At 66.1% G+C, this 23,853-nt stretch carries 21 protein-coding genes; 13 read left to right on the top strand and 8 right to left on the bottom strand.

Annotated elements, in window-relative coordinates; genetic code table 11:
- Nucleotides 1-39 precede the first annotated feature (39 nt).
- The 6 genes from folE2 (at nucleotide 40) to CSQ91_RS08345 (ending at nucleotide 5,482) form a co-directional block, all read left to right on the top strand.
- A complete protein-coding gene (folE2, locus tag CSQ91_RS08365) occupies nucleotides 40-951 on the top strand; it encodes a GTP cyclohydrolase FolE2 (RefSeq protein ID WP_099388617.1) in 912 nt (303 codons plus the stop codon).
- Between the two features lie 33 nt (nucleotides 952-984).
- A complete protein-coding gene (locus CSQ91_RS28870) occupies nucleotides 985-1,152 on the top strand; it encodes a hypothetical protein (protein ID WP_180276970.1) in 168 nt (55 codons plus the stop codon).
- An 87-nt stretch (nucleotides 1,153-1,239) separates the two neighbouring features.
- Nucleotides 1,240-2,058 (top strand): class D beta-lactamase, encoded by an 819-nt coding sequence (gene blaOXA / locus CSQ91_RS08360; protein WP_099387959.1) that lies wholly within the window; start codon nucleotides 1,240-1,242, stop codon nucleotides 2,056-2,058.
- Nucleotides 2,055-2,450: a hypothetical protein gene (locus CSQ91_RS08355; RefSeq protein ID WP_099387958.1), complete on the top strand. Its 396-nt coding sequence runs from the start codon at nucleotides 2,055-2,057 to the stop codon at nucleotides 2,448-2,450. The genes blaOXA and CSQ91_RS08355 overlap by 4 nt, the downstream gene beginning before the upstream one ends.
- Nucleotides 2,451-2,523: 73 nt before the next feature.
- On the top strand, nucleotides 2,524-4,983 hold the full coding sequence (locus CSQ91_RS08350) for a penicillin-binding protein 1A (protein ID WP_099387957.1): 2,460 nt from the start codon (nucleotides 2,524-2,526) through the stop codon (nucleotides 4,981-4,983).
- A gap of 55 nt (nucleotides 4,984-5,038) precedes the next feature.
- On the top strand, nucleotides 5,039-5,482 hold the full coding sequence (locus CSQ91_RS08345; protein WP_180278373.1) for an Imm70 family immunity protein: 444 nt from the start codon (nucleotides 5,039-5,041) through the stop codon (nucleotides 5,480-5,482).
- An 83-nt stretch (nucleotides 5,483-5,565) separates the two neighbouring features.
- On the opposite strand, the gene CSQ91_RS08340 is transcribed toward CSQ91_RS08345, so the two are convergent.
- The 4 genes from CSQ91_RS08340 to CSQ91_RS08325 all read right to left on the bottom strand — a co-directional run bounded on the left by CSQ91_RS08340 (nucleotide 5,566) and on the right by CSQ91_RS08325 (nucleotide 7,919).
- The gene (locus CSQ91_RS08340) at nucleotides 5,566-6,300 is read right to left on the bottom strand and encodes a hypothetical protein (RefSeq protein ID WP_099387955.1); all 735 of its coding nucleotides are present in this window, start codon (nucleotides 6,298-6,300) and stop codon (nucleotides 5,566-5,568) included.
- Complete coding sequence (locus tag CSQ91_RS08335; protein WP_099388616.1) at nucleotides 6,300-6,872, bottom strand: hypothetical protein; 573 nt, start codon at nucleotides 6,870-6,872, stop codon at nucleotides 6,300-6,302. Before CSQ91_RS08335 ends, CSQ91_RS08340 begins: the two co-directional genes overlap by 1 nt.
- Nucleotides 6,873-6,950: 78 nt before the next feature.
- Nucleotides 6,951-7,238, bottom strand: a complete 288-nt coding sequence (locus tag CSQ91_RS08330; RefSeq protein ID WP_099387954.1) for a putative quinol monooxygenase — start codon at nucleotides 7,236-7,238, stop codon at nucleotides 6,951-6,953.
- A 108-nt stretch (nucleotides 7,239-7,346) separates the two neighbouring features.
- A complete protein-coding gene (locus CSQ91_RS08325; RefSeq protein WP_099387953.1) occupies nucleotides 7,347-7,919 on the bottom strand; it encodes an FMN-dependent NADH-azoreductase in 573 nt (190 codons plus the stop codon).
- A gap of 162 nt (nucleotides 7,920-8,081) precedes the next feature.
- On the opposite strand from CSQ91_RS08325, the gene CSQ91_RS08320 reads away from it, so the two are divergent.
- Nucleotides 8,082-8,477 (top strand): winged helix-turn-helix transcriptional regulator, encoded by a 396-nt coding sequence (locus tag CSQ91_RS08320; protein ID WP_092606813.1) that lies wholly within the window; start codon nucleotides 8,082-8,084, stop codon nucleotides 8,475-8,477.
- Nucleotides 8,478-8,491: 14 nt separating this feature from the next.
- Here the strand turns inward: CSQ91_RS08320 and CSQ91_RS08315 are convergent, their stop codons facing one another.
- The gene (locus tag CSQ91_RS08315; protein WP_099387952.1) at nucleotides 8,492-9,967 is read right to left on the bottom strand and encodes an efflux transporter outer membrane subunit; all 1,476 of its coding nucleotides are present in this window, start codon (nucleotides 9,965-9,967) and stop codon (nucleotides 8,492-8,494) included.
- 92 nt (nucleotides 9,968-10,059) lie between these two features.
- On the opposite strand from CSQ91_RS08315, the gene CSQ91_RS08310 reads away from it, so the two are divergent.
- The 3 genes from CSQ91_RS08310 (at nucleotide 10,060) to CSQ91_RS08300 (ending at nucleotide 14,944) form a co-directional block, all read left to right on the top strand.
- Nucleotides 10,060-10,680: a TetR/AcrR family transcriptional regulator gene (locus CSQ91_RS08310; RefSeq protein WP_099387951.1), complete on the top strand. Its 621-nt coding sequence runs from the start codon at nucleotides 10,060-10,062 to the stop codon at nucleotides 10,678-10,680.
- A gap of 83 nt (nucleotides 10,681-10,763) precedes the next feature.
- Nucleotides 10,764-11,870 carry an efflux RND transporter periplasmic adaptor subunit gene (locus CSQ91_RS08305; protein ID WP_099387950.1) on the top strand — a complete coding sequence of 369 codons (1,107 nt, stop codon included), beginning with the start codon at nucleotides 10,764-10,766 and terminating at the stop codon, nucleotides 11,868-11,870.
- Nucleotides 11,867-14,944, top strand: a complete 3,078-nt coding sequence (locus CSQ91_RS08300) for an efflux RND transporter permease subunit (RefSeq protein WP_099387949.1) — start codon at nucleotides 11,867-11,869, stop codon at nucleotides 14,942-14,944. Before CSQ91_RS08305 ends, CSQ91_RS08300 begins: the two co-directional genes overlap by 4 nt.
- A 211-nt stretch (nucleotides 14,945-15,155) precedes the next feature.
- Here CSQ91_RS08300 and CSQ91_RS08295 read toward each other — a convergent pair whose 3' ends face one another.
- Entirely contained in the window at nucleotides 15,156-16,193 is a 1,038-nt protein-coding gene (locus tag CSQ91_RS08295) for a helix-turn-helix transcriptional regulator (protein WP_070256960.1), read from the bottom strand.
- Nucleotides 16,194-16,401: 208 nt separating this feature from the next.
- Between CSQ91_RS08295 and CSQ91_RS08290 the strand changes: the two genes are divergently transcribed.
- Complete coding sequence (locus tag CSQ91_RS08290; RefSeq protein ID WP_099387948.1) at nucleotides 16,402-18,411, top strand: glycoside hydrolase family 3 protein; 2,010 nt, start codon at nucleotides 16,402-16,404, stop codon at nucleotides 18,409-18,411.
- A 14-nt stretch (nucleotides 18,412-18,425) separates the two neighbouring features.
- On the opposite strand, the gene CSQ91_RS08285 is transcribed toward CSQ91_RS08290, so the two are convergent.
- Complete coding sequence (locus CSQ91_RS08285) at nucleotides 18,426-19,544, bottom strand: Gfo/Idh/MocA family protein (protein WP_099387947.1); 1,119 nt, start codon at nucleotides 19,542-19,544, stop codon at nucleotides 18,426-18,428.
- Nucleotides 19,545-19,577: 33 nt separating this feature from the next.
- On the bottom strand, nucleotides 19,578-20,771 hold the full coding sequence (locus CSQ91_RS08280) for a phytanoyl-CoA dioxygenase family protein (RefSeq protein ID WP_099387946.1): 1,194 nt from the start codon (nucleotides 20,769-20,771) through the stop codon (nucleotides 19,578-19,580).
- A gap of 105 nt (nucleotides 20,772-20,876) precedes the next feature.
- Here CSQ91_RS08280 and CSQ91_RS08275 point away from each other — a divergent pair, with 105 nt between their 5' ends.
- Nucleotides 20,877-21,920, top strand: a complete 1,044-nt coding sequence (locus tag CSQ91_RS08275) for a LacI family DNA-binding transcriptional regulator (protein WP_099387945.1) — start codon at nucleotides 20,877-20,879, stop codon at nucleotides 21,918-21,920.
- 66 nt (nucleotides 21,921-21,986) lie between these two features.
- Entirely contained in the window at nucleotides 21,987-23,795 is a 1,809-nt protein-coding gene (locus tag CSQ91_RS08270; protein WP_099387944.1) for a DUF885 domain-containing protein, read from the top strand.
- Nucleotides 23,796-23,853 lie beyond the last annotated feature (58 nt).

Raw genomic sequence — 23,853 nt, 5'->3', positions numbered from 1 at the left:
TCCATGATATGCAACTTGTTTGCATATGGAGCCACCAACATGAAGCGCGATCCGATTTCCTCGCCCCTGCCCGACGTGGCGGCCGGCCCCCATCTGGGCAGTCCCTTGCCGCTCGAGTGGGTCGGCATGCAGGGCATCGCCTTGCCGCTGTGGCTGGAGGAGGGCGGGCAGGCGCAGCAAGTGCATGCCTGGGCCGACGTGCACGTGGATTTACCCGACCCGCGCGTGAAGGGCATCCACATGTCGCGCCTGTACCTGCTGCTCGATGCGTTTGCCGCAGCGCAGCCGCTCGATGCCGGGGGCCTGGCCGCCGTGCTGCGGCGCATGGTGGATAGTCACGCCGATTGCGGCAGCACGCAGGCGCGCATGGCACTGGCCTTTCCCCTGCTGCGGCGCCAGCCGGCATTGTTGACGGCGGGGCTGTCGGGCTGGAAATCGTATCCCGTGCGCCTGCAAGCCAGTTGCTCGCCGCAAGGCTTTGCCCTGTCCCTGACGGTGGAGATCGGCTATTCGTCGACCTGCCCGTGTTCAGCGGCGCTGGCGCGGCAATTGCTGGCCGATGCCTTTGCGGCGCGGTTCGGCGCGGGCGGCATCGATGGCGCGGCCGCGCGCGTCTGGCTGCAGGAACACGCGAGCCTGGCCACGCCGCACAGCCAGCGCAGCACGGCGACGGTCACCGTGCCCTTGACGGAGCATGCGGAGCTGGACCTGTTCCCCCTGATCGACCTGGTGGAAGCGGCGCTGGCGACGCCGCTGCAGACAGCCGTGAAACGGGCGGACGAACAGGCGTTCGCGCGCCTGAATGGTGCTAATCTGATGTATGTGGAAGACGCGGCCCGCCGCGTGCAGGCGGCGCTGGTGTCACATTATGTGCAGGCGCGTGTTACCGTACGGCATATGGAAAGCCTGCATCCGCACGATGCCGTGGCGCAGGCGGGCAAGCTTGCTTGAGCTTTTCACCCAATCACCGTCGAGGAGGACAGCATGCCGGAGAAAATCGAGCGGGAGCCTGACGAGGGCAGCCTGGAAGAGGAACTGGAGCGGGAGCGGCGCGAACATGCGCTGATCGACGAGGAAAAGCTGGGCATGGACGAGTTGGAGGAGGAACATCTGAAGCGGGAGCGCCCGCCGGGCGGGCTGGCAGGGCGCTAGAATCAAGGCGACGTCATCATCGCTGGCATCGCGCCGCGCTGCCCGGTACAATTTCGCTTTGTCCTTCTCCCCCAACCCCGGAGGCTCATGAAATATCGCGCATTGTTCCCGTTCATCCTCGGCCTGGCAGGCGCCGTCCTGGCCGCCTCGCAAGCCCAGGCCGCCACCATCTGCACCGCCATGGCGGACGCCAAGACGGGCGCCGTCCTGCTGCAAGAGGGCAATTGCCTCGACCGCGTCACCCCCGCATCCACGTTCAAGATCGCGCTCAGCCTGATGGGCTATGACGCCGGCTTCCTCAAGGACGAGCACAAGCCCAGCTTGCCGTACCGCCAGGGCTACGTGGACTGGGGCGGCGAAGCCTGGCGCCAGGATACGGATCCGTCGCGCTGGATGCAGTATTCCGTCGTCTGGTATTCGCAGCAGATCACGCAGGCGCTGGGCGCCGAGCGCTTCCAGAAATACGCCAAGGCTTTGCGCTATGGCAATGCAGACGTCTCGGGCGACCCGGGCAAGGACAACAGCCTGGAACGTTCGTGGATCAGCTCTTCGCTGAAGATCTCTCCGCTGGAACAGCTGGGTTTCTTGCGCAAGCTGGTCAATTACCAGCTGCCCGTGACGAAGCAGGCGATGGAAGCAACCCAGCGCCTGACCCGCCTGGCAGACGTGGACGGCTGGCAAGTGCATGGCAAGACGGGCGCGGCATTCCCGCGCAAGGCCGACGGCAGCTTCGACGAGGCGCATGGCTACGGCTGGTTCGTGGGCTGGGCCAGCAAGGGCGAGCGCAGCATCGTCTTTGCGCGCCTGGTGCAGGACGAGCAGAAAGGCCAGCAGTCCGCGGGCTTGCGCACGCGCGAAGCCATGCTGAAAGAATTGCCGGCCCTGCTGGAGCAGGCGCAGAAGTGACGGCCAGCATCGTCGCCGCCACCTTCATCGCGACCGAGGGCGAGTACCTGGAAGCCGTCATCGAGGTGGGCGGCCAGCGCCTGCACGTGATGGACGAGTTCGGTGGCGGGCAGATGGCCGCCGGCGCGCACGTCCAGCTCGAACTGTGGCCCATGCCCGGCGAGATGGATGACTGGGACACCATCTTCCGCGCCAACCCGGGTGAAGAAAAACGCCTGCAGCGCCTCGATGGCTGGCGCTACTTGGCGTTGGGCGTCGTGACCCAGGTCGATCCCGTCATCTGCGACTGCGGCCTGTTGCAGCTGGAAAACCCGTTTACAACGCATGACGCGCGCTGCATTGGCGCCTATGTCGGCATCACCCTGGCCCGCCTGGATGCTTGCCTGCCGTAAATTCCGGCCCGCTTTGTTGCCCGCCCTATATACTTGCTGAAACGGATTTTCCGGCATCAGACAAGGTACAGGCATGGCATCAGGCATGGAGCAGTTTCAGGAAAAAGCACGGCAGGCATTCATATGGGCGCGCGCGCAGGCATGGCGCGTGGCGCGTGCGGGGTGGGCAAGGGCGGTGGCGCTGTACCGGCGCGGCCGCGCGCATTTGATGACCTTGCCGCCCGTGCGGCGCGCGCTGGTGCTGGCCTTATGGTCTTTCCTGGCCGTGCTGGCGCTGCTGACTGCATACATGCTGCTGCTGATTCCCCTGACACCGAGCATCCACGACTTGCGCCAGGCGCGCGCGGCCGCGCCGAGCACCATGGTCAGCGCGGATGGGCAGGAACTGGCCCGCTTCGACCAGGGCTTGCAGGAACGCGTCACCTTGAAACAGATTTCGCCGAACGTGATCAGCGCGCTGATCTCGACGGAAGATCACCGTTTCTACGACCACCACGGCATCGACTTCACGCGCACGGCGGGCGCCATCCTGCATACAGCGGGAGGCAATCCCCAGGGCGGTTCCACCATCACGCAGCAGCTGGCGCGCAATATGTTCCCCGAGGAAATCGGCCGCTCGCGCAACCTGAACCGCAAGCTGAAGGAACTGATCACGGCCCTCAAGATCGAGGCCACCTACAGCAAGACGGAAATCCTGGAAGCGTACCTGAACACCGTACCCTTCCTGTACAACACCTACGGCATCGAGATGGCGGCCCGCACCTACTTCGACAAGCCCGCCTCGCGCCTCGATATCCTGGAAAGCGCCACCCTGGTCGGCATGCTCAAGGGGACGAATTACTACAATCCGGTCGGCAATCCCGAACGCTCGCTGCAACGCCGTAACGTGGTGCTGGGGCAGATGCGCAAGCATGACGTCATCGACGAGGCGCGCTACAAACAGTTGATCAAACGCCCGCTGCGCCTGCATTTCGAGCGCCAGAGCGAACGGGCGCAATCGGACAGCCATTTCACGGCCTATGTGCGCAAGTGGCTGATCCAGTGGGCCGACGAGAACGACTACAACCTGGAACTCGACGCCCTCGTGGTGCACACCACGCTCGATTACGACTTGCAGCAGGCGGCCGAGCGCGCCGTCGAACGCCAGGCGAATGCCTTGCAGGCGATTGCCGACGTGGAATGGAGCCGCGCGGGCGTGCCGTCGTCCACCTCGACAGGCATGTACGCGGGCATGCAGGGCGGCAGCGTGCCGTTCGATTATTTCTGGAAATCTCATCCGGCCCTGCTGGACGCCTTCGTGCGCGAGTCGGGCGACTACCGCAAGCTGACGGCCGCCGGCGCCACGCCGGACGACGCGCTGGTGCAACTGAAAGGCGACCGCGCCTTCATGGCGGCTCTGCGCAAGTCGAAGACGCGCCTGGAAGCGGGCTTTACGGCCATGGATCCGGCCACGGGCGCCGTGCGTGCCTGGGTGGGCAGCCGCGACTTTGCGCGCGAACAGTTCGACCATGTGTCGCAGGCGGCGCGCCAGCCCGGCTCCACCTTCAAGCCCATCGTGTATGGCGCCGCGCTGGAAAAGGGCTTGAGTCCCGAGCACGTCTACCGCGACGCCGTGATGGATATCAAGGCGGCCGACGGCACGATATGGCGCCCGACGGACATGAGCGGCACCACGGGGCGCGACATGACCATGCGCGACGGCCTTGTCTACTCGAAAAACACCATCACGGCGCAGGTGATGCAGGACGTCGGCTTGCCGCCAATCATCAAATTGGCGCGCGCGCTCGGTATCCGCGACAGCAAGCTGGAAAAAGTGCCGTCGCTGGCGCTGGGTACCAGTCCAGTCACCTTGCTGGAAATGGTCAACGCCTACGCCAGCATCGCGGCCCAGGGCGAAGCCCGCCTGCCGTTTGTCGTCACGCACATCACCGACCGCGAAGGCAAGGTCATCGCCCGCTTCGGCGAAGACAAGCCCAAGCGCGCCATGCAGGCAGCATCGGCGTCTACCCTGACGGACATGATGCGCGGCGTCATCGACCGTGGCACGGGCACGGCGATTCGCAGCCGCTTCGGTATCCGCTCCGACGTGGCCGGCAAGAGCGGCACCACGCAAAACAATGCGGATGGCTGGTTTATCTTGATGCACCCGGAACTGGTGGGCGGCGCCTGGGTCGGTTTCAATGACGCGCGGATCACCATGCGCAGCAATTACTGGGGCCAGGGCGGCCACAACGCCGTGCTGGTGGTGGGCGACTTCTTCAAGACGGCGCTCGACACGGGCAAGCTGTCGCGCGACGCCATCTTCCCCGGCGGCAAGCCGCCACCGCCGCTGCGCCATGTGGAACCGGTCGAGGAGCCGCAGGACGAACCGGTGGAAGAACCGGGCAATCTGCTGCAGGAAGGCGCACCGCCGGCGCCGCTGGCCATGCCGGCCGAAGGCGAGGGCGGACAGGAGTCGCATGGCAAGGCGGTGCAGGAGCCGGCGCCAGCCCCGGCACCGCAGCCCGTTCCAGTGCCGGCGCCGCAAGGCTGAGCACCGGGGTGTTGTGGCGTTTTATTGATAGCGACTGATAGCGGGAGCCATGCGGATGATTGCATTCAAACACGGCAGTGCCATCACTGAGATTGGCTTCGAGAATGCGTTTTACTCCCTGTTTTCCACGGTGGCTGTCCACCTGGAAGACGGCCGCTGGGGTTCACGGTTTCCGCATATCATGGAAAAACTCTACCAGGGCAGGCTGGATGCCGCCGATGCGCCGGCTGCCTGCCTGCAAATGCAGGCCATCAAGAGAGGCCTTGCCGCGCTGGCGCCGACGGAAGTCGTCTGGGATATGCATGACCGTGCGAAGGAACCGCCCTGGGGGAGCGCCATCGGCCCCAACGTGACGTCCATGGCAAATTACCATGCGACGACGGCCGGCCGGAATCTGTTCGACGAGATGGCCGGCTGCGTAGCGGCGCTGGCCGTACTTGGCGGGATGCTGGAGATTATCCCGTTTGACGGCATTCCTCCATTTTACTATCCCGACTAGCCAGCCTCAGGCCGGGAGATGCTGACTCCCGGACGGCCGCCGCGGCATGACCATGCGTAAGTGTCATGGCGGGAATGGCCGGTCTACAGCGTATTGCGCCTCAACCCCGCTTCCCGCACGAACACTTGCAGCGCAGGCATGGTCTGCTGGTGCAGCGCTTCCAGTTCCGCTTCCAGCGCGGGCCGGATGACGAGGCTGCCGTCGGCCTGGCGGTGCACGGGCAGGCCCAGTGCTTGCACCATTTCCACCGGGTAATTCGTGAAGTTTCCGTACGGGCGCTTGCCGTCGACGGACGGGGTGGGCCAGTAGCCTTCGGCCAGGTAGTCTTCCGCCGCCATGCCCAGCATTTCCAGCGGCAACCACGACTGCTGGCGCAGCAGTTGCAGGTGCCGGGTGGTAAACGTGAACGGCGCCTTGCCGTTGGCATAGCTGCCCGGCTTCAGCCTGGCCATCTGCACGAAGTGGGGCAGCAGCAGTGCCGCTTCCATCAGGCGCTGCGCGGCCAGCGCCGCATCCTTGCTGGCGATCGCTTGCATGGCCAGTTCCAGGGCGTCTCCTTTTCCCAGCGGGTAGGCCGGGTTGAGCATGGGCGCGCCGCTTTCCACGGGCGACCAGCCGATGTTGAAACGCCGTATCAACGCCAGGTGGTGCACATTGAGCACCTTGGGCAGCGGAGCGTCGAGGGTGGCCAGGATGCGCTGGCGCACGGCGCGGGGCAGACCGCCGCCCTCGGCTGCGCGCGCCAGCATGGGCGAACATAGCAGGGCGCCGGCGAGGCGCAGCAGCTGGCGCCGCAGGGGCTGGATCAGGTGCGGCATCACGGCGCCGTCAAGTCCTGGCGCTGGAATTCGATGCGGTTTTCCTGGTAGTCCCACTTGGTGTAGGGGCCGAACACGCGCCGGTTTTCCTTGCTGTCGGCATTCGACAGCTCGCGTTTCATGCGTCGTACCAAAGCGGCGTCCGTGAGGGGCGCCGTGGTGGCGGCGAAGACGTCATGCCGCACGCTTTGCTTGGCATCGGCGCCGCGCGAAATGATGGTGAGCTTGCGCGAGGCGGGATCGAAGTACAGGCGCATGGCGAAGGTATTCATGTCTTGCAGGTACAGGCCGTCGTCGCGCTGCTGGGCATAAAAATAGTCGCCGCAGACGGCCTTCGGCTCGCGTTTCCATTCGCAGGACAGGGCGATCAGCAGATGCCGGTCATCGAGTTGTTTGACCGAAATGCGTCCTTTGGAATAGCCCCAGGTACTGGCCGGCACGGTCGCCGACGAGGCAAGATTGTATTCGCCCACCAGCTTGGTCAGGGGGAGGGGAGCTTGCGCCGACGCGCTGATGCAGAGCGTCAAGGCGGCTGCCGCTGCGGCGCCGCGTATCTTGGTAAATGGTGTCATGATGGCCATAAAGAAAAGTTGCCATATTATAGATGGCAACTTTTCAATCTGGCCACGCGCTAGCGCAGCGCGCCGGCCTTACTTCAGCTTGCTCAATTCCGCCACGTCGATCTTCACGGCCTTGCCCTCGGTGGCGGCCACCAGGGTCAGGAAGTGGGGTGTCGCATAGTGCGCCGTCAGGGCCGCCTTGTCGGCCCACTCTTCCAGCATGATGAAGCGCGTGGGAATCTTGTTGTCGAGGTGCAGTTCGTAGCGCAGGCAGCTGCTTTCCGCGCGGCTGGGCGGCACGACGGCTTCCAGGGCGGCGCGCACGGCGTCGATATGGTCGGCTTGGGCATCGATGGTGGCGACGACGATCAGGGTCATGGTGTTCCTTGTGGTTGGGGTTCCAGCAGCTTAGCGCATCTGGCGCTTCCTTGCCGGCCGGCCACCATGGGGCTGCGCCGCAACGGCTTGCGGCGCAGCTGGCACTCCTTAGGCCGCTTGCAGTGCGCCGATCTGCTCGAAGGCGCCCGTCAACGCCTGCGCCCGGGCTGCGTCGCTGACCTTGACGCCTTCGGCGCGCACGATCTCGATCTGCGTGACGCCGAGGAAGCCGAGGAAGGCGCGCAGATGGCTTTCCTGGTGTTCCAGGGCCGCCATCGGCGTGTCGGCGCCGTAATAGCCGCCGCGCGTCGAGGCGATGATCACGCGCTTGCTGCCCAACAAACCTTCGGGGCCGCTGGCGCCATATTGGAACGTCTTGCCTGGCACGGCCAGCGCATCGAGCCACGACTTGAGCTGGCTGGGGATGGCAAAGTTGTACATGGGCGCGCCGATGACGATGACGTCGGCGGCCAGCACTTGCTCCAGCGCGCCGGCCAGCACTGCGCCGTCGGCGGCGCTGGGGGCTGCCGTAAATTGCGGCAACGGTTGCGCGGCCAGGTCGCGGTACTGGGCGGTGGTGCCAGGCGCGGCCGCTTGCAGGCGGGCGACGATGGCGGCGGACAATTGGCGGCTGATGGAATGCTCGCCGAGGATGCTTGAATCGATATGCAGGATGTTCATGTGGGCCTTCTTGGGTGGTATGATCGGGTGGTATGTTTTTGTAACCGAGTTAAATATAGTGACTATCAAATGAACGCACAAGAAGGCACTTTTTCCACACTGGGGCACACGGATGTGACTATTGGCGACGCCGCCGCGCAAGGGGCGGAGCTGGAACGGCGCATGCGCGACGAAGGCGGCCATGCGGGCGTGGCCGCTTCCTGCCGCCCGATCACGGACATCCTCACGCGCGTGGGCGACAAATGGAGCGTGATGGTGGTGATATTGCTCGGCAATGGCACCAAGCGCTTCAACGAGATGCGCCGCCTGATCGGCGGCATCTCCCAGCGCATGCTGACGCTGACCCTGCGCGGGCTCGAGCGCGACGGCCTGGTGACGCGCACCGTGTTCCCCACCGTGCCGCCGCGCGTCGACTACGCCTTGACGGACCTGGGCCGCTCGCTGCTGATCCCCATCAGCGCACTGGGCGCCTGGGCCCATGGCCACCGCGACGCCATCGATGCGGCACGGCTGGCGTTTGATGCCAGGGCAGCGAAGCAGTTGCCAGCCGACGATTAAGCCAGCTCGATGATTTACCTGGCTGCCATCGCTTCTGTTGCGGCCTGCGGTGCCTGCCAGCCGCCGCCCAGCGCCCGGTAAGTGGCGACAGCAGCGCGCGCCGATGCCGTTTGCGCCTGCGCGCGCGCGTCCGCTGCGCGCAGCAGCCTCGTGTCGGCTTGCAACACATCGAGCCGGCTGACCACGCCTTTTTCGTAGGCTGCCAGCGCGGCGGCGCGGGCGCGCTCAAACGCTTGCACGCTTTGCGCCAGCAGTGCGGCCTGTTCTTCGTGGCGCAGCAGGGCCGAGCAGGCGTTTTCCACGTCTTCGGCGGCATGCAGCGCAGCGAGCCGGTAGTCCGCCAGCAGCTCGGCTTCCCGGCCACGGGAAGCCTCGATCTGCGCATCGATGCGGCCGAAATCGAACAGGCGCCAGCGCAGGCCCAGCATGGCTGCGGCCTGGCCGGAGCCGCTGCCGAACAGGGCGCCGCCGGACGTGGCGCTGCCAAACAGGGCACCCAGGCTCAGTTTCGGGTAATACTCGGCAACGGCCGCGCCGGTGCGTGCGCTGGCCGCGGCCAGTCGCCGTTCGGCGGCGATCAGGTCGGGCCGGCGCCGCAGCAGTTCGCCCGGCGCACCATCGGCCGTGATGCGCGGCGCGCGCGCCATTACCCCTGCCGCGGCCATTTCATCGCCGTAGGTGCCGGGTGCGGCACCCAGCATCACATCGAGCGCATGCAGCGCCACCTCGCGCGCCGTGTCCAGGCCGGGCACGACGGCGCGCGCTTGCGCCAGCGACGCTTCGGCCTGCCGCAGCGCCGGCTCGTTCAGCAATCCCTTGTCATATAGCAGCGTGGCGAGCTCCAGCAGCGCCGCCTCCGTGTCGACCTGCCGGCGCGCCAGGTCGAGCCGCGCCTGCAATCCCTGGATGGACAGGTACAGGTCGGCCGTTTGCGCCGCCACGGCCAGCCGCGTGGCAGCCCATCCCGCCTCGCTGGCTTCGTAATCGGCGCGCGCCGCTTCGCGTTCGCGGCGCAGGCCGCCGAACAGGTCGAGCTCCCACGACGCCTGCAGGTTCAATTCGCGCGCGCTGCCGGCGCGATCATGGCCTGGCGTCGCGTCCAGGACCTGGCCCAGCGGCGTCTGCACCGATTGGTAGGCGCGCGCCGCCTGGCCGCCAAGGCTGGCCGACGGCAGCAGCGCTGCGTCGGCCGCGCCGGTGGCGGCGCGCGCTTGCCTGACCCTGGCCTGCGCTTGCGCCAGGTCGAGGTTTTGCGCCAGCGCCACCGTCACCAGATGGGTCAGGCGCGGATCGCCGAAGGCCGTCCACCACTGCCGCAATTCGGCAGCGTCGGCAGTGTTGGCACCCTCGCGCGCGCCGAGCGCCGCCCGGTGCGGATACTGCGCCGCTTGAGCTAGCTCGGGCCGGCGGTAATCGGCACCGGCGGTGCAGCCAGCGGCCAGGCCGGCGGCGAACAGCAGAAAGGGGAGGCGCAGGCGCGGCAGTGACATAGGGTCTTCCAGTTCAAAAGAGAATAATGTGTGACTATAATACACATCGGTCACTTATTGTGCATTCCGGCGCGGCGCGTTAAGCTGTCGCCATGAATTCCACTACACCCGATACACCAAGCCCTGCGCGCGGCCCCGCCGGTCACGACGTGCGCGACCAGATCGTTGCCGCCGCCACTGACTACTTCAGCCGCTACGGCTATGAAAAGACGACTGTCTCCGACCTTGCCAGGGCGATCGGCTTTTCCAAGGCCTATATCTATAAGTTTTTCGAATCCAAGCAGGCCATCGGCGAGCATATCTGCGCCAGCTGCCTGCGCCAGATCGAAACCGAGGTAAGAAGCGCGGTCGCGGCGGCCGAGCGGCCGCCAGAGCAGCTGCGGCGCATGTTCAGGGCCAGCGTCGAGGCCAGCTTGCGGCTGTTTTTCCAGGACCGCAAGCTGTACGATATCGCCGCCTCGGCCGCCACCGAGCGCTGGCCAGCCGTGCAGGCCTACGAGCTGGCGATGGGCGCCCTGCTGCAGGATATCTTGCAGCAAGGGCGCAAGACCGGCGACTTCGAACGCAAGACGCCGCTCGACGAGACGGCCAGCGCGATCTATCTGGTGATGCGCCCCTACGTCAATCCCTTGCTGTTGCAACACAGCGTCGACAGCAGCGAAACGGCGGTGGTGCAACTGTCCAGCCTTGTGTTGCGCAGCCTGTCGCCATAACCTCCCAGTCAGATTGTGACCATTGACTTATTTGGTCACTGGTACCAGAATGAGAACCCTGATCACTCGTTCATGGGATTCTTATGCGCTGGCGCCGCCTCGCTTCATCTGTAGTCATCTCCACCTTGCCCCTGGCTTTGAGCGCCTGTGCCGACAAGGCGCAGGCCGATCCGCGCACCGCCACGCCGCTGGTGCGCGCCGTCGCGGTGCAGGGCGCCGAACCGGGCGCGCGCAGCTTTACGGGCGTGGTCGCGCCGCGCGTGCAGAGCGATCTCGGTTTTCGCGTTTCCGGCAAGGTGCGCGAACGGCTGGTCGACGCCGGCCAGTCCGTGCGCCGCGGCCAGCCGTTGATGCGCCTCGACGCCGACGACTTGCAGCTGCTGGCGCAGGCGCGGCAGGAGTCCGTCACGGCCGACCGCGCCCGCGCGCGCCAGGCGGCGGACGAAGAAGCGCGCTACCGCGACTTGCGCGGTACCGGCGCCATTTCGGCATCAAACTACGACCAGGTGAGGGCGGCGGCTGACGCGGCCGGCGCCCAGCTCAAGGCGTCCGAAGCCCAGGCCGGGGTGGCGCGCAATGCGCTGCATTACGCGGTGCTGCTGGCCGACGCAGACGGCGTCGTGATGGATACCCTGGCCGAACCGGGCCAGGTGGTGGCGGCCGGGCAGGTGGTGGTGCGCCTGGCCCATGACGGCCGGCGCGAAGCGGCGATCCAGCTGCCGGAAACCGTGCGCCCCGCGCTCGGCTCCACCGGCCAGGCTACCTTGTTCGGCCGGCCGGGCGCCAGCGTGCCGGCCACCTTGCGCCAGCTGTCGCAGACGGCGGACAGGCAAACGCGGACCTTCGAGGCGCGCTATGTGCTCGACGCGGCGCTGTCAAGCGCGCCGCTGGGCGCCACCGTCACCTTGCGCCTGCCCGGTGCGCAAACGGCCGGCGGCACCGTACAAGTGCCGCTGGCGGCCCTGTACGATGGGGGCAAGGGGCAGGGCGTGTGGGTCATCGGCGGTGTGCCGGCCCAAGTCAGCTGGCGGCCCGTGAAGGTGCAGGGGCTGCACGATGACGGCGCTGACGTCAGTGGCCTGAAGGCGGGCGAGCGCATCGTCGCGCTGGGCGCCCATCTGCTGCATCAGGGCGAACGGGTCAGGGTCGAGCAGACGCCAATGGCCGCTGGCGCCGGAGCGCGTCCATGAGCGCGGCCGGCTTCAATCTGTCGTCGCTGGCCGTGCGCGAGCGTTCCGTCACCCTGTTCCTGATTTGCCTCATTTCGCTGGCCGGCCTGCTGTCGTTCTTCAAGCTGGGGCGCGCGGAAGACCCGGCCTTCACGGTCAAGGTGATGACCATCGTCACCGCCTGGCCAGGCGCCAGCGCGCGCGAAATGCAGGACCAGGTGGCCGACAAGATCGAAAAGCGCCTGCAGGAGCTGCGCTGGTATGACCGGGCCGAGACCTACACCACGCCAGGCCTGGCCTTCACGACACTGACCCTGCTCGACGGCACGCCGCCCGAGCAGGTGCAGGCCGAGTTTTACCAGGCGCGCAAGAAGGCCGGCGACGAGGCGGCCAATTTGCCGGCCGGCGTGATCGGTCCCATGATCAATGACGAATACGCCGACGTCACCTTTGCCCTGTATGCACTGAAAGCCAAAGGCGAGCCGCAGCGCCTGCTGGTGCGCGAGGCGGAAACCTTGCGCCAGCGGCTGCTGCATGTGCCTGGCGTCAAAAAGGTCAATATCATCGGCGAACAGGCCGAACGCATCTACGTGGAGTTTTCCCAGGAGCGCCTGGCCACCCTGGGCGTGCGGGCGCAGGACGTGTTCGCCGCGCTGAACGGCCAGAATGCCTTGAGCCCGGCCGGCTCGGTGGAAACGCGCGGGCCGCAGGTATTCATCCGCCTCGAGGGCGCGCTCGATGCGCTGCAAAAGATCCGCGATACGCCCGTGGTGGCGCAGGGGCGCACCTTGACCCTGTCCGATATCGCCACCGTGCGCCGTGGCCAGGAAGATCCGGCCAGCTTCATGGTGCGCAATGGCGGCGAGCCGGCGCTGCTGCTGGGCGTGGTCATGCGCGACGGCTGGAACGGGCTGGACCTGGGCAAGGCGCTGGAAGGGGAAGTGACGGCCATCGGCGCCGCCATGCCGCTGGGCATGAGCCTGGCCAAGGTCACCGACCAGGCCGTCAATATCGGCGCGGCGGTCGACGAATTCATGCTCAAGTTCCTCGCCGCGCTGCTGGTGGTGATGCTGGTGTGCTTTATCAGCATGGGCTGGCGGGTCGGCATCGTGGTGGCCGCCGCCGTGCCGCTGACCCTGGCGGTGGTATTCATCGTGATGGCGGCGACCGGCAAGAACTTTGACCGCATCACCCTCGGTTCCCTGATCCTGGGCCTCGGCCTGCTGGTGGACGACGCCATCATCGCCATCGAAATGATGGTCGTGAAAATGGAGGAGGGCTACAGCCGCATCGCCGCCTCCGCCTACGCCTGGAGCCACACGGCTGCGCCCATGCTGGCGGGCACCCTGGTCACGGCCGTAGGCTTCATGCCCAATGGCTTTGCCCGCTCCAGCGCCGGTGAATACACCAGCAATATGTTCTGGATCGTCGGCATCGCCCTGATCGCCTCGTGGGTGGTGGCGGTGGTGTTCACTCCCTACCTGGGCGTGAAGCTGCTGCCCGAGCTCAAACAGGTCGCCGGCGGCCACGAAGGCCTGTATGACACGCCGCGCTACCACCGCTTTCGCCGGCTGCTGGGGCGCGTGATCGCCCGGAAATGGCTGGTGTTCGGCACAGTGATCGGGCTGTTCGTGCTGGCCGTGCTGGGCATGGCCATCGTCAAGAAGCAGTTTTTTCCGATCTCGGACCGTCCTGAAGTACTGATCGAAGTACAACTGCCGTACGGCAGCGCGATCGGGCAGACCAGCGGCGCGGCGGCCAGGGTCGAAGCGTGGCTGGCGGGCCAGCCCGAGGCGAAGATCGTCACGGCCTATGTCGGCCAGGGCGCGCCGCGCTTTTACCTGGCGATGGGCCCGGAATTGCCCGACCCGTCGTTTGCCAAGATCGTCGTGCGGACCGACAGCCAGCAGGCGCGCGACGCCCTGAAGCAGCGCCTGCGCGTGGCCGTGGCCGCCGGGCTGGCGCCCGAGGCCAGGGTACGCGTCACGCAACTGGTGTTCGGCCCGTATTCGCCGTTCCCCGTCGCCTACCGGGTCAGCGGCCCTGATCCCGCGGTGTTGCGCGGCATTGCCGGCGAGGTGCAGCGCGTGATGCAGGCCAGTCCCATGATGCGCACCGTCAATACCGACTGGGGCATGCGCACGCCGACCCTGTATTTCAGCCTGCAGCAGGAGCGCTTGCAGGCGATGGGCCTGACGTCCGGCGCCGTGGCGCAGCAACTGCAGTTCTTGCTCAGCGGCATGCCAGTCACCGCCGTGCGCGAAGATATCCGCACGGTGCAGGTGGTGGCGCGCGCGGCCGGCGACGTGCGGCTGGATCCGGCGCGCATCGCCGACCTGACCCTGGCCGGCGCGAATGGCGAACGCATCGCGCTGTCGCAGGTGGGGACAGTGGAGGTGCGCTCGGAAGAACCCGTGATGCGCCGGCGCGACCGCCAGCCGACCATCACCGTGCGCGGCGACATCGCCGACGGCCTGCAGCCGCCGGACGTTTCGGGCGCCATTTCGACCCGGCTGCAAGCCGTCATCGACAAGCTGCCAGCCGGCTACCGCATCGAGCAGGCCGGGTCCATCGAGGAATCGGCCAAGGCAATGCAAGCCATGCTGCCGCTGTTTCCCATCATGCTGGCGCTGACCCTGCTGATGATCATCCTGCAGGTGCGTTCGATCTCGGCGATGGTCATGGTGCTCCTCACCAGTCCCCTGGGCCTGATCGGCGTGGTGCCCACCTTGCTGCTGTTCCAGCAGCCGTTCGGCATCAATGCGCTGGTCGGCCTGATCGCGCTGTCGGGCATTTTGATGCGCAATACCCTGATCCTGATCGGCCAGATCCACCAGAACGAAGTGGCCGGCCTGGCGCCGTTCGATGCCGTGGTTGAAGCGACCGTGCAGCGCGCGCGTCCCGTGATCCTCACGGCACTGGCGGCCATCCTGGCGTTTATCCCGCTGACACATTCGGTTTTCTGGGGCACCTTGGCCTACACCCTGATCGGCGGTACGTTTGCCGGCACGGTATTGACCCTGGTGTTTCTGCCCGCCATGTATGCGATCTGGTTCCGGATACGGCCGCAGGTAAAGGTGGTGGCGCAGCCCTAAGGGTGTAGAGCTTGAAACAGCGGGCCGGAGACGCGGGCCTGAGAAAATGCCGATGGCGGGTACATGCGTACTGTCTGCGTCGCTGCGCCTTGCCCTCGACATTTTTCAGGCCCGCTTGGCCCGGGGAGCCTGTCTCCCTGACTTGGGCCGTTTCGTGGTTTGCAGGTTTTCTTGTTTCTTGTTTCTTGTTGCTTGCCACTTGTCTCTTTCTCTAGGCGCCGGCGGCATCCTGCCGGTAGCGCGCCGGCGGCAATTCGAACTGGTTCTTGAAGAAACGGGTGAACGCGCTTTGCGAGGAAAAGCCCAGGCGCTCGCCGATTTCCACCACGCTCAGGCTCGTTTCGCGCAGCAGCCGGCGCGATTCGCGGCTCTTGGCGCGCAGTTCCAGCGCGCGGAACGACGTCTGCTCCTGCTGCAGCTGGCGCTGCAAGGTCCAGCGGTTCATCGCCAGGCCGTCGCACAGGGCCGGCAGCAGCGAGGCGCCGTCGGCATCTCCTGCACCTTGCCGGCCCAGCAAATCGATGATGGCTTGCTCCACGCGGGCCGAGAACAGCTGCGCGCCTTGCAGCTGCTGCAATTGCCCCTGCGCGTGCCGCAGCGCGTGCGGCGCCAGCATGGCGTTGAACTGGGCGAAAGGCCGGTCCAGCAGCGGCGCGTCAAACGTCAGCGTGTTGCGTGCCTGGCCGAAGGTGGCGGCGGCGCCGAAGCACTCGGAAATGGCCGGCGCGAACCACGGCGCCTTGCCCTGGAAGCCGGCATGGAAGGCGGTGGGCGCGCCATCGTCGTAGGCGCGCGCCACCAGCGACAGCATGCGGAAATTGGCCAGCGCCTGCATGGCGCCGCCTGCCGGGCAGAACTCGGACAGGTATTCGATCTCGATGCGCGTGCCATTCTCGCTCATCAGCATGAAGTCGAATTCGCCGATCAGGCCCCGCAAGTGCAGCAGCTCGTGCAGCGCGCTGCGCAGGGTGGGGCGGTTGAAGCAGACGTGGGCGATGCCGGAGTAATGCGCGAACCAGTGCGTCACGTCGAGGTCGAGAAGGGCCCGGTGCTGCGGCAGTTGCTGGGCGTAGGCCGTCATGCGGCGGTGCCGCTCGGCGTTGATGCGCCCGCCAGGTTCCGTAAGCTGCGCCGGCGTGATGCCCGTTTGCTGAAAAAAGTCGGCGGGATCGTGTCCATCGGCCTGCATGGCGCGCGCGCATTGCTGCGCGATCCGGTTCGAAACCGTGCGCGTATCGGGTTTGTGCAAGGGTGTCTCCTGCTTGTTGTAGTAATTTTTCACAAATATTAGCACTTTGTAGGAGATTGTTGGTTGTCGTGCCGTCTAACCAAAAATTGTTCTCGCGGGTATAAAACGCGTGCTGCGCGGTCAAGAAACTCACGCATTCTCACGCTATATTGTTTTCGGCCGGCCTTGCTGCCGCGCCTTGATACCTACAAAAACAGTCTTGGAGATAATGATGAATTGCACTTTGAAACCGATGGCCCGCATGGTCGCCGGCTGCGTCGCCACGCTTGCCCTGGCCGCCTGCGGCAACGACACCGTCAGCGAGGAATACAAGCAGCCCGTGTTCGGCGCCACCACCTACGCCCAGCTCAAGGTCGACGGCTATGCCTTCAAGGACATGAACCGCAACGGCAAGATCGACCCGTACGAAGACTGGCGCCTGTCGGCCGAGGCGCGCGCCGACGACCTGCTGTCGCGCATGAGCCTTGATGAAAAAGCGGGCCTGATGATGCACGGCACCGCGCCCACCGTGGCCGACCCCACCGGCATCGGCCAGGGCGGCGCGTACGACTTGACGGCCCTGCAGGACCTGATCGTCAAGCAGTACGTCAACACCTTCATCACGCGCATGGCGGGCGACGCGGCCAACATGGCGACCCAGTACAACAAGGTGCAAGCCCTGAGCGAAACGTCGCGCCACGGCATTCCCGTCTCCATCAGCACGGATCCGCGCCACCATTTCCAGTACACGGTGGGCGCCAGCGCCGGCACCAAGGGGTTCTCGCAGTGGCCGGAAACCCTGGGCCTGGCCGCCATCGGCGACGATGCGCTGGTGCGCCGTTTCGGCGATATCGCGCGCCAGGAATACCTGGCCGTCGGCATCACGCAGGCGCTGTCGCCGCAGGCCGACCTGGCCACGGAGCCGCGCTGGTCGCGCATCAACGGCACCTTTGGCGAAGACGCGGACCTGGCCAAGCGCATGGTGCAGCACTATATCGAGGGCTTCCAGGATGGGAACACGGGCTTGCACGATGGCAGCGTGGTGGCCGTCGTCAAGCACTGGGTCGGCTACGGCGCCACGAAAGAGGGCTTCGACGGCCACAATTACTATGGCCGCTACATGACCTACCCGGGCAACAACTTCGCCTACCACGTGAAACCTTTCGAGGGCGCCTTCACGGCCAAGGCGGCCTCCGTCATGCCGACCTACGCTCTGCCTGATGGGAACATCACCATCGACGGCATCACCCTGGAACAGGTGGCGGCCGGTTTCAGCAAGACCATGCTGACGGATCTGCTGCGCGGCAAATACGGTTTTGACGGCGTGATCCTGTCCGACTGGGGCATCACGTCGGACTGCGACGCCAATTGCCGCAACGGCACGGCGCCTGGCGTGGCGCCGTCCTTCATCGGCTTCGGTACGCCGTGGGGCATGGAGGACGCCACCAAGGCCGAGCGCTATGTCAAGGCCGTGACGGCGGGGATGGACCAGTTTGGCGGCGTGACGGAAGCGCCGTACCTGACGCAAGCCGTGCAGCGGGGCCAGTTGACGGAAGCGCGCATCAACGCCTCGGCGCGCCGCATCCTGGTGCAGAAATTCAAACAGGGCCTGTTCGAGCATCCGTTCGTCGATGCGGCTGCGGCGGCCACCACCGTGGGCAAGACGGACTTCATCGAGGCGGGCCTGGATGCCCAGCGCCGCTCGCTGGTCCTGCTGGAAAACAAGGACAAGGTCTTGCCGCTGGCGGCCAGTGTCAAGAAGGTCTACCTGTACGGCATCGATGCGGCCGTGGCGAAGCAGTATGGCTACACGGTGGTCGCCACGCCCCAGGAAGCGGACGTGGCTCTGCTGCGCGTGGCCGCGCCATTCGAGATACTGCACCCGAACTACATCTTCGGCAGCATGCAGCACGAGGGGCGCCTGAACTACGCCGATGGCGATGCGGACTACGAGGCGATCAAGAACGCGGCGAAGTACGCGCCGAAGACGGTGGTCACCGTGTATCTGGACCGCCCGGCCATCCTCGGCAACGTGCAGGACAAGGCCAGCGCCATCCTCGCCAACTTTGGCGTGAGCGACGGCGCGCTGTTCGACGTCCTGACGGGCAAGGCCAAGCCGCAAGGCAAGCTGCCGTTCGAACTGCCATCGTCGATGGCCGAAGTGCAGGTGCAGAAATCGGACGTGCCGTATGACACGGCCCATCCGCTGTACAAGTTCGGTTACGGCCTGGCGTACTGATAACGCTCCTGCTGTCAGCGCAGCGTGATCCAGCTGCGTTCCTGCACGGAACGCAGCGCCGCGTCGATCAACCGGTCCACCTCGTAGCCGTCGCGGAAGGTGGGCCAGACCGGCTGGCCGCTGGCGATCGCCTGCAGAAAATCGCGCGCTTCGATGACGATTTGCTCGTTGTAACCGGTGCCGTGCCCGGCGCCCTGGCTGAATGCCAGGTAGTCGGGGTGGGCCGGTCCCATCAGCAGGCGCTGGAAACCTTGGCGCTGCGCGGGGCGGCTGGCGTCGTACAGCCATAGTTCATTCTGGTTTTCCTGGTCGAAGGCGATCGCGCCTTTCGTCCCCGTGATGCGGTAGGTGTAACCCATCTTGCGCCCGGCCGCCACGCGGCTGAAGGTCAGGGCGCCCAGCGCGCCGCTGGCAAAGCGCAGCATCACATTCCCCTGGTCGTCATTTTCCACCGCCTCCATGCCGTCCGGCCCTTGCCGTTGCGCGTGCACGGTGTTCATGTCCGCCACCAGCGAGTCGACGGGGCCGCCCAGGCGCAGGGCCAGGTTGAGCAGGTGCGAGCCCACGTCGGCCAGCGCGCCGGCCCTGGTCGCCGTAGCTTCGCGCGTGCGCCACGAGGCGGGGGCGCGCGGATCATGCAGGTAGTCTTCCACGTGTTCGGCGGCGACATGGATGATCTCGCCGATTTCGCCCGACTCGATGATCTGTCGCGCCAGCTGGCTGGCCGGTGTGCGGATGTAGTTATAGCCGACCATGTTGGCCACGCCCGCTGCTTCCGCCGCCTGCGCCAGTAACAGGGATTCGGCGGCCGTCATGCCCAGCGGCTTTTCGCAAAATACGGGTTTGCCCAGGGCCAGCGCCGCCAGCACGATCTCCTTGTGCGTGGCCGGCGGCGTGGCGACGACGATGGCGCCGATGGCGGGATCGGCCACTAGCGCGCGCCAGTCCCCCGTGGAACGCTGCCAGCCCAGTTCCTGAGCGCTGCGGGCAGCGCCTGCTTCGCTGCTGGTGCTGATGCAGGCGCACACGGGGTTCAGTGACGTGTGAAAAATGCTGCGCACGGCTTTATATGCGATGGTATGGGCCTTGCCCATGTAGCCGGCGCCGATCAGGCCGATGTTGAGGTCTTGCATATGAGCTTGCTCCGGAAGTGACGGGGGATGGGATCAGGCTTGCTGGCGCCAGGCATGGCTGTCCAGGGCATCGAGGAAGCGGGCAGCGGGCCAGTGTTGTCCCAGCGCTTCGTGCATGAGCTGCTGCTGCGTGGGCGGCGCCATGCCGCCGATGGGCTGGTCGCGGTCCAGGTTGCTGGGGAAGGCATAGCCCTCGGCGCAGGCGGCGATCGCGTGGCTGGCGCCACGCTCATCCAAGTCGCCCTGCGCGCGCAGCGCCTGCAGCGCAGGGTATAGCGCTGCGCTCATGGCGCGGCGGTCCAGCGCTTCCATGGCGCGCCCGAATGGCGACGATACCTGCAGCAGGTTGGCCATGCGCCGGATATCGGACGAGCGGTTGTGGCCTGCCGCATGGAATAGGGCGGGGTTGAAGAAGACGGCGTCGCCTTGGGACAGCGGCAGCTGCACGCAATGCTGTGCGAAGTAATCGCGGAAAGGCTGCTGCTGCCAGGCGAGAAAGCCGGCCGGGTAGCGCTGCGAATAGGGCAGGTACAGGGTGGGCCCCGATTCGAGCGGCATGTCGCAGTGGGCGACGGCGCCCTGCAAGGTCAAGAGGGCCGACATCTGGTGCACGGGCGCGGGATAGGCGGCGCAGCTGGCCCCGCTCTGGAAACCCAGGTGGTAGTCGCGGTGCGGCGCCTGGGCCGCTCCGCCGGGATTGACGACGTTCACTTGCGCCGTCATCTGGTAGGCGGGCCCCAGCCAGGCCTCGGCTATCCAGGCGAAGACGGGATTGGCGTAGTAGCGCGCGAATGCCTCGGGCGCGCGCAGACACAGTTTTTGCTGGGCGTTCCAGATGCGGTCATTCGCGCCCGGTTTGGCGAAGTGGTCGCCGCCCGCCTGGCCGCTGGCATGCTGTTCGGCGATCAGCGCGCGAAACACGCCGCTGACCTGTTCCAGAGTCGCCTTGTCGTCGACGGCGTGTTGGAGCACGATGACGCCGGGACCATCCATCAGCGCCTTGCCCCATTCTGCCTGCAGCGCGCGCAGCGACGCCGCACTGGCGGCCAGCGCACGCACGGCGTCGCAGTCGTAGACGAGGATATTCGCATCGACCGACGCGGCGTGCGGATAGTCGGCCAGCGCCGTGCGTTGGCTGACGGTACGGATGAAATCATCGAGCCGGCAGTCTTGCTGCGACAGCCAGAAGGGGCTGGGCGGTGCTGAGCCGGCGTTTGTGGTGGGCATGCGGTGTCTCCTGATGTTGTATGTTGTAGTATCAGTATAGGGATGAAAATCCGCATTTTTCATCAAGAAATCCATCAAAAAACCATCAATTAGATTGGACATGGCATGACGCATCCGTTTCCCGTCAAGGTCGTGGCGCTGCAGGCCGGCGTCAGCGTGGCCACGGTCGACCGCGTGATCAAGCAGCGCGGCGGCGTGCACGCCAATACCGTGCGCCGCGTGATGCAGGCGCTCGATGAGCTGGCGCGGCAAAGCACGCAGGTGGGGCTGGCCGGCAGAAAATTCATGCTCGACGTGCTGATGGTGGCGCCGCAGCGCTTTACGCACGCCGTGCGCGTGGCGCTGGAAACGGAACTGCCATCCTTGCATCCGGCCGTGCTGCGTTCCCGCTTTCACCTGCATGAAACGCTGGACGTGGATAGCATCGTCGAACTGCTGGAACGCATCCGCAAGAACGGCAGCCACGGCGTACTGCTGAAAGCGCCGGACTTGCCGCCGGTGGCCGAGGCGGTGAGCCGGCTGGCGGCGGCCGGCATTCCCGTGGTGACCCTGGTGACGGACTTGCCAGCTTCCGCGCGCCGCAGCTATGTGGGCATGGATAACCGCGCGGCGGGCGAAACGGCCGCCTGCCTGATCGGCCAGTGGCTGGGCGCGGGCAAGCGGCAGCAGCAAGTGCTGGTGACCCTGAGCAGCAACCGTTTTCATGGCGAGGAAGAGCGCGAGATCGGCTTTCGCCGCGCGCTGCGCGAACGGCACCGCCATTTGAACATCGTCGAAGTGAGCGAAGGCCATGGCATCGATGGCGCCACGGGCGCGCTGGTGCGGCAAGCCCTGGCAGATCATCCGGATATCGCCGCCGTGTATTCCATCGGCGGCGGCAATGCCGCCATCGTGCAGGCATTCGCGCAGGCGGACCGGCCTTGCCAGGTCTTCATCGGTCATGACCTGGACGCGGACAACGTGGCGCTGCTCAAATCGGGCGCCATCCAGGCCGTGCTGCACCATGACCTGGGCCAGGACATGCGCCGCGCCTGCCAGGAAATCCTGCGGGCGCAAGGCGCGCTGCCGGCATTGGCGCAGGTGCCGCCATTGTCCGCGATCCAGATCGTTACGCCGTGGAACCTGCCCGCGCTGAACGGCCTGAATTGACAGGCATGCGAGGCTGGCCGATACTCGCCGCTTCGCTCATCGCTCACCTCAGGAAGGAATCCCCCGATGTCCGTCACTCCGCAATTGACCACGACCGTGCTGGTAGCCGCACTTTCCGTCTCGTTTGCCATGCCCGCCATGGCCGCCGCCCCTGCAACTGCCAGCGCTTCATCGGCCTGGGTGGAAGCGAGCAACCGCAACGCGGCCATCGTGCTGGCGGCCCAGGCGCAGTTCTCGCCCGAAGACGCCTCCGACACGGGCCTGGCCCAGTACGACGGCCTGGCCGCCGACCTGGGGCCGAACATCACCGAGCGCCATGTGGCGGCCATGCAGAAGGCGCGCGCGCAATTGCAGCAAAAGCTGGAACTGGAACGCGACGAGCGCATCCGCCAGGATCTGGAAATCTTGATTGGCGCTGTCGACCAGGAAATCACGGACACCCGGCTGGAAGCCAAGTACACATTGCCGTGGGTCGATGTGCCGCAAATGGTCTTTGGCAGCATGCAAAGCCTGCTGCAGGAACAGCGCCCGGCCGCGCGCCGCGCCAAGGCGCTCGAACGCCTGCAGCGCTATGTGGGCCAGTTCCCGGGCAGCACGCCGATCACGCAGCAGGCCAAGGCGCGCTTCACGGAACAAATCGGCCAGCCTGGCCTGGCGGGACCCGTGCGGCTGCAGGTGGAGCAGTCGCTGGAAAACGTGCCGACGTATATCGCCGGCATCCGCAAGCTGTTCGCCGACATGAAAATCACTGGCGCCGGGCCTGCGCTGGCGGCCATGGAGCTGCAGTTGAACGAGTACGCGGCGTGGGAAAAGCAAGTGGTGCTGCCCCTGTCGCGCACGGATTTCCGCATGGCGCCCGAGCTGTACGCATTCCGCCTGAAGCAGGTGGGCATCGATATCGAGCCGCGCACGCTTGTCGAACGGGCGCAGGTGGCTTACCTGGAAACGCGCGCCGCCATGCAGGCGCTGGCGCCCGTGGTGGCGGCCAAGCTGGCCTTGAAGGGCGTCGACGGCAGTGATTACCGCCAGGTGCTGCGCGCGCTGAAGGCCGATTCCATCCCCAACGAGCAGCTCGAGGCGCACTACAAGGGCGTCAATACGCAGCTGGAGCAGCGCATCGCCCGGCAGCGCGTGGTCGATATTCCTGCGCGCGCCATGACTATGCGCCTGGCATCCGCCGCCGAATCGGCGGCCCAGCCGGCGCCGCATATGCGTCCGCCTCCGCTGATCGGCAATATGGGCGAGCACGGCCAGTTCGTCCTCCCCGTCAGCAATCCGGCTGCCAGCGGCAAGGGCGAAGCCTATGACGATTTCAATTTCGCCGGCGCCGCCTGGACCCTGAGCGCGCACGAAGGCCGCCCTGGCCACGAGCTGCAGTTCAGCGCCATGGTGGAGCGGGGCGTGTCGCAGGCGCGCAGCCTGTACGCGTTCAACAGCGTCAACGTGGAAGGCTGGGCGCTGTACGCGGAGGCGGAGATGATTCCCTACGAACCGGCCGAAGGCCAGTTCATCGCGCTGCAGTTCCGCATGCTGCGCGCGGCGCGCGCCATGCTCGATCCGATGCTGAACCTGGGGCAAGTCACGCGCGAAGAGGCGGGCCGTATCCTGACGGAAGAAGTGATGCTGTCGAAACCGATGGCGCGCCAGGAGCTGGACCGCTACACCTTCAATGCGCCGGGCCAGGCGGGCAGCTATTTCTATGGCTACACGCGCATCCTGCAGCTGCGCGCGGAAACGGAGCTGGCGCTGGGAGACAGATTCGACCGCCTGGCATTCAATAATTTCCTGCTGGGGCAGGGCTTGCTGCCGCCGGACTTGCTGGCCAAGGCCGTGCGCGAACACTTCATCCCGGAGCAGAGAAAAGCCAGGGGCTGACGCGATGGCAGGGGATGGCACGCCGCATGCCAGCGGCGAACGGCGCGCGCCATCCGGA

This window comes from Janthinobacterium sp. BJB301 (genome assembly GCF_002735685.1).
GTDB classification, from domain to species: Bacteria; Pseudomonadota; Gammaproteobacteria; order Burkholderiales; family Burkholderiaceae_D; genus Janthinobacterium; species Janthinobacterium lividum.
This window is presented reverse-complemented; position numbering and strand designations above follow the sequence as displayed.

Excerpts from the sequence above, each read along its gene's own strand:
- CSQ91_RS08285 (WP_099387947.1), bottom strand. The coding sequence starts at position 19,544 with ATGCAAGACCTCAACATCGGCCTGATCGGCGCCGGCTACATGGGCAAG.
- CSQ91_RS08330 (WP_099387954.1), bottom strand. The coding sequence starts at position 7,238 with ATGACCCTGATCGTCGTCGCCACCATCGATGCCCAAGCCGACCATATC.
- CSQ91_RS08275 (WP_099387945.1), top strand. The coding sequence starts at position 20,877 with ATGACGCATCCGTTTCCCGTCAAGGTCGTGGCGCTGCAGGCCGGCGTC.
- CSQ91_RS08345 (WP_180278373.1), top strand. The coding sequence starts at position 5,039 with ATGATTGCATTCAAACACGGCAGTGCCATCACTGAGATTGGCTTCGAG.
- CSQ91_RS08340 (WP_099387955.1), bottom strand. The coding sequence starts at position 6,300 with ATGCCGCACCTGATCCAGCCCCTGCGGCGCCAGCTGCTGCGCCTCGCC.
- CSQ91_RS08290 (WP_099387948.1), top strand. The coding sequence starts at position 16,402 with ATGATGAATTGCACTTTGAAACCGATGGCCCGCATGGTCGCCGGCTGC.
- blaOXA (WP_099387959.1), top strand. The coding sequence starts at position 1,240 with ATGAAATATCGCGCATTGTTCCCGTTCATCCTCGGCCTGGCAGGCGCC.
- CSQ91_RS08350 (WP_099387957.1), top strand. The coding sequence starts at position 2,524 with ATGGCATCAGGCATGGAGCAGTTTCAGGAAAAAGCACGGCAGGCATTC.
- CSQ91_RS08335 (WP_099388616.1), bottom strand. The coding sequence starts at position 6,872 with ATGACACCATTTACCAAGATACGCGGCGCCGCAGCGGCAGCCGCCTTG.
- folE2 (WP_099388617.1), top strand. The coding sequence starts at position 40 with ATGAAGCGCGATCCGATTTCCTCGCCCCTGCCCGACGTGGCGGCCGGC.
- CSQ91_RS08300 (WP_099387949.1), top strand. The coding sequence starts at position 11,867 with ATGAGCGCGGCCGGCTTCAATCTGTCGTCGCTGGCCGTGCGCGAGCGT.
- CSQ91_RS08320 (WP_092606813.1), top strand. The coding sequence starts at position 8,082 with ATGCGCGACGAAGGCGGCCATGCGGGCGTGGCCGCTTCCTGCCGCCCG.
- CSQ91_RS08280 (WP_099387946.1), bottom strand. The coding sequence starts at position 20,771 with ATGCCCACCACAAACGCCGGCTCAGCACCGCCCAGCCCCTTCTGGCTG.
- CSQ91_RS08270 (WP_099387944.1), top strand. The coding sequence starts at position 21,987 with ATGTCCGTCACTCCGCAATTGACCACGACCGTGCTGGTAGCCGCACTT.
- CSQ91_RS08310 (WP_099387951.1), top strand. The coding sequence starts at position 10,060 with ATGAATTCCACTACACCCGATACACCAAGCCCTGCGCGCGGCCCCGCC.
- CSQ91_RS08325 (WP_099387953.1), bottom strand. The coding sequence starts at position 7,919 with ATGAACATCCTGCATATCGATTCAAGCATCCTCGGCGAGCATTCCATC.
- CSQ91_RS28870 (WP_180276970.1), top strand. The coding sequence starts at position 985 with ATGCCGGAGAAAATCGAGCGGGAGCCTGACGAGGGCAGCCTGGAAGAG.
- CSQ91_RS08305 (WP_099387950.1), top strand. The coding sequence starts at position 10,764 with ATGCGCTGGCGCCGCCTCGCTTCATCTGTAGTCATCTCCACCTTGCCC.
- CSQ91_RS08315 (WP_099387952.1), bottom strand. The coding sequence starts at position 9,967 with ATGTCACTGCCGCGCCTGCGCCTCCCCTTTCTGCTGTTCGCCGCCGGC.